Source organism: Thermoflexus sp. (assembly GCF_025055495.1).
Taxonomy (GTDB): Bacteria; Chloroflexota; Anaerolineae; order Thermoflexales; family Thermoflexaceae; genus Thermoflexus.
Map to the genome: position 1 here is coordinate 1 of NZ_JANWXB010000301.1, position 4569 is coordinate 4569.

Annotated in this window: 3 protein-coding genes; all 3 read left to right on the forward strand. The window is 65.5% G+C overall.

Annotated elements, in window-relative coordinates:
* Nucleotides 1-1222, forward strand: a 1222-nt coding sequence (locus NZM16_RS09525) for a NuoM family protein (protein WP_295480139.1), incomplete at its 5' end; no start/stop codon positions are given.
* A 267-nt stretch (nucleotides 1223-1489) separates the two neighbouring features.
* Entirely contained in the window at nucleotides 1490-2902 is a 1413-nt protein-coding gene (locus NZM16_RS09530) for an NADH-quinone oxidoreductase subunit N (RefSeq protein WP_295453524.1), read from the forward strand.
* Nucleotides 2903-3214: 312 nt separating this feature from the next.
* Complete coding sequence (gene ffh, locus NZM16_RS09535; protein ID WP_295480141.1) at nucleotides 3215-4537, forward strand: signal recognition particle protein; 1323 nt, start codon at nucleotides 3215-3217, stop codon at nucleotides 4535-4537.
* Nucleotides 4538-4569: the final 32 nt, after the last annotated feature.

The following is a 4569-nucleotide window of genomic DNA, read 5'->3' on the forward strand; positions in this document are numbered from 1 at the left end:
GGCCTCCTGGACGGTCGAGGAGCGAGGGAAGGAATACATGGCGCTGATGCTGGCCCTGGAGACTGGGGTGCTGGGGGTGTTCGCGGCCCTGGATCTGTTGCTGTTCTACATCTTCTGGGAATTCACCCTCGTCCCGATGACCTTCCTGATCGGGATCTGGGGCGGCCCACGGCGGGTTTACGCGGCCGTGAAGTTCTTCCTGTATACGATGGCCGGGTCCGTGTTGATGCTGGTGGCCATCGTCGCCCTGTGGCTCTTGTCGCGCCCGCTGACCGGGACGGGAACCTTCGATCCGATTTGGATGGCCACGCACCTGAGCCCGCTGCTTTCCCCAGAGGCCCAGCGCTGGCTCTTCCTGGCCTTCGGACTGGCCTTCGCTATCAAGGTCCCGATGTGGCCCTTCCATTCATGGCTACCGGATGCGCATGTGGAAGCCCCCACGGCAGGCTCGGTGATCCTGGCCGCCCTGCTGCTGAAGATGGGGGGATATGGGTTCCTGCGGTTCAACTTCCCCCTCTTTCCGGCGGCCGCCCAGGAGCTCGCGGTTCCGATCGCTGCCCTCGCGGTGGTGGCGATCCTGTATGGAGCCATCGCTTCGTATACGCAGAACGACTTCAAGCGCCTGGTGGCCTTCTCCAGCGTCTCCCATATGGGCTTCGTAATGCTGGGGCTTGCCGCCCTGAATCCGCTGGGGGTTCAGGCAGCGATCCTGCAGATGGTCAACCACGGCCTGAGCACCGGGGGATTGTTCCTGCTGGTGGGGATGCTGTATGAGCGGACGCACACCCGGGATTTCGGGGAATTGGGTGGGTTGTGGAAAGCCCTGCCGGTCTATGGCGCCGTCCTGATGGTGGTCGGGTTCTCCTCTATGGGGCTCCCCGGGCTGAACGGGTTCGTCGGGGAGTTCCTGGCACTGCTGGGGGCCTTTGGATCGGCGGCCCTCGGACCGGCTGCCCGTGGGCTGACGGCGGTGGCGGCGTTCGGGGTGGTCCTAGCGGCGATCTATATCCTGACGATGCTCATGCGGGTGCTCCACGGCCCTCTGCCGGAACGATGGCGGGGCCTACCGGATCTCAACGGCCGGGAACTGGCGATCATAGCCCCATTGCTGGTCCTGATCCTGTTCATCGGCCTTTATCCGCTGCCCTTCTTCGCAGCGATGCAGGCTTCGGTGCAGCACAACCTGTCGGCTATGGTCCCGTCGGTCTGGGCGCTCCGTTGAGTTTCCGGATCTTCGTCACGCCCTCCGAGGGCAAGCCGGGCAGCCCCTGGGGATCTTCAATCCCCTGCGCCACCCGATTTGAGAGATTTGAGGTTCGGGTAGCGCTTCGCTGCCGACGGACGAAGGAGGCGATGTCAATCGCTTCCCCCTCTTCTCCTCGGGGCCCTTGAGGCACGGGGAGAAGGGAGGGGAACGGGTTTCCCTCACCGAACCCGGTGATCGAATCCCAAAAGCCGATCATCTCCATTCGGGAGAACGAATCGACTCATGGCGTGGCTGCCGTTACTGCCGACGTTGATCCTGACTGCAGGAGCGCTGCTCCTGCTGCTGGCCGAGGCGTTCCGGCGCCCGGGATCAGCGGCTGGGATGGCGTGGGGTGCGCTATGGATCACGGCCCTGGGGACGGGTGCCACGGGCGTTCTGGCGACCTGGGGGCCCCTCGAGGGGATCTATCGCATGGTCCTCTGGGACCGGGGGGCCTTCTGGCTCAGCCTCACCATCCTGGTGGGAACGGGGATCGCTATCCTGTTCTCGCAACGCTACCTGGCGGACCGGGGGATCGAACGGGGAGAATACTACGCGTTTCTCCTGCTGGCCGCCGGGGGGATGCTGTTGATGGCCGTGGCGGCGGATTTGCTGGTCGTCTTCCTCGCCCTGGAATGGCTTTCGTTCCCCCTCTACATCCTCGCGGGGTTTGCCCGCCCACAGCCGGAATCTGAGGAGGCGGCGCTGAAGTATTTCCTGCTGGGGGCTTTCGCCTCCGCGTTCCTGGTGTTCGGGATCGCCCTGATTTTCGCGGGGACCGGGCTGACGAACCTGAGCGATCTGGCAGCCTGGCTGAGGCGTCCGGATCCCGGGGCGCAATCGCTGGTGTGGATCGGCGGCGCCCTGCTGTTAGTGGCCCTGGGGTTTAAGGCGGCGGCGGTGCCCTTCCACCTGTGGACCCCCGATGTCTACGAGGGGGCGCCGACACCGATCACGGGCTTCATGGCGGCCGCCACCAAGACTGCAGCAGTGGCAGCGCTGATCCGGGTGTTCTGGACGGGCCTGGGGCCGGCGATGGATCTGTGGGCTGGACCGGTGGCCCTGATGGCAGCGGCCACCATGCTGGTGGGCAACGGGGTCGCCCTGCTCCAATCCAGCTTCAAGCGGATGATGGCCTACTCCAGCATCGCCCACGCCGGGTATCTGCTGATGGGCCTGCTGGGCGAGCCCTCCCTGGCGCTGCCCGGGGTGATGTTCTATCTGCTGGCCTATTCCATTGCGACCCTGGGCGCCTTCGCGGTGGCCGTTCGCATGGCGGGCCCGAATGGGGAAGATCAATCGTTTGGCGCTTACGCCGGGGTCGCCCGGGGATCGCCCGGGATGGGAGCGGCCATGGCCCTTTTTATGCTCTCGCTGATCGGGGTGCCGCCCACGGCGGGGTTCTTCGCCAAGCTGATGCTGTTCGCCGCGGCCTGGCAGGCGGGCTGGATCGCCCTGGTGTTGATCGGGGTGATCACCACGGTGATCTCCGCCTATTTCTATCTGCGGGTGGTGGTCGCCATGTGGATGGACCGCCCGGAGCCGCGTCACCTGCCCCGGCCCGATCCCGGGGCGCGCCTCTCGATGGCGCTCTCCGCGTTCGCCACGCTGTTCCTAGGCGTCCTCTGGCTCATGCTGGGAGGTCTCTCCCTGTGAACTGGGCGGGAGGGGGCCGTCCACGAATATGGCACGAATACAAGAATGGTTTGTGCCAAGTTCACGAGCGGCATCGTCGCTCCAGCACCCGTCGCTTCCCCTACCCGAATCTCCCAGGTTCGCCACAGTGCATCCGCCGGTCCTTGCCGATCGGAACCCTCGGGATTCAGCAGGGAGGAAAAGCCCGAGGGGCGCGAGAGGCCCGGCACCGGGCAACCAGTGCGACCCTTGTGTTATAATTTCCCGGCGGAATCCACGTCGGATGTCATGATTGGGTCCGTGGATGGATGAATCCGTGAGGGTAGAGCCTGGATGTTCGAGGGATTGACCCAGAAATTCCAGCAGATCTTCGACCGCCTGGGGCGAAGGGCGGTGCTGACCGAGGCCGACGTGGACGCGGCCCTTCGGGAGATCCGTCTGGCGCTTCTGGAGGCCGACGTCCACTACACGGTCGTCCGGGACTTCCTGGCCCGGGTGCGGGAACGGGCGGTTGGCGCCGAGGTCACCCGGAGCCTCACCCCCGCGCAACAGGTGATCCGGATCGTCTATGAGGAGCTGGTGAAAACCCTGGGAAGCCCCGCTCCGATCCGCCTGGCCGGATCCCCGCCTCATATCGTGATGCTGGTGGGCCTTCAGGGATCCGGAAAGACCACCACGGCAGCGAAGCTGGCGCTGCGCTTGCGCAAAAGCGGCCAGCGGCCGCTCCTGGTGGCGGCGGATATTTACCGCCCGGCGGCCATCACCCAGCTGGAGGTCCTGGGCCGTCAGCTGAACATACCGGTCTATCAGGAAGGTTCGACAGCGGACCCCATCGCCGTCGCCCGCCACAGCCTGCGGTTCGCCCGGGAGCACGGGCACACTCTGGTGATCCTGGACACGGCCGGCCGGTTGCATATCGATGACGAGATGATGCGGGAGCTGGAGGCCATCCGGGACGCGATCCGCCCGGGGGAGATCCTGCTGGTGGTCGATGCGATGACCGGACAGGACGCGGTGCGGGCCGCCGAGGCCTTCCATCAGCGCCTGGGGCTGACCGGTCTGATCCTGACCAAACTGGATGGCGACGCGCGGGGCGGGGCGGCCATCAGCATCCGGGCCGTCACCGGCGTCCCCATCAAGTTCATCGGGGTGGGGGAAAAACCGGATCAGCTGGAGCCGTTCCAGCCGGAGCGCCTGGCCTCCCGGATCCTGGGGATGGGAGACGTGCTGGCCCTGATCGAGAAGGCCCAGGAGGCGGCGGAAGCGGAGAAGGCGGCGGAGATGGCCCGCAAGCTGACGCGGGCGGAGTTCACCCTGGAGGATTTCCGGGAGCAGCTGCGGATGATGCGGAAGATGGGGCCCCTCTCGCAACTGCTGGAGCTGCTGCCGGGGTATCCGCAGCTGTCTCGCATGATCTCCCCGGAGGATGCGGATCGCCAGTTCAAGCGCATCGAGGCCATTATCAACTCGATGACGCCGGAAGAGCGTCGCAATCCAGAGATCATCAACGCTAGCCGCAAGCGCCGGATCGCGCGCGGGAGCGGCACCACCGTGCAGGAGGTGAATCAACTGCTGAATGAGTTCCGCCAGCTGCAGCGCTTGATGAAGCAGATGAAATCCGGCCGGGGCGGTTTTCCCTTCCCCTTCCTCCGGTAGTTCGCTAGTGCCTTGTCCATTTTTCATTTGGG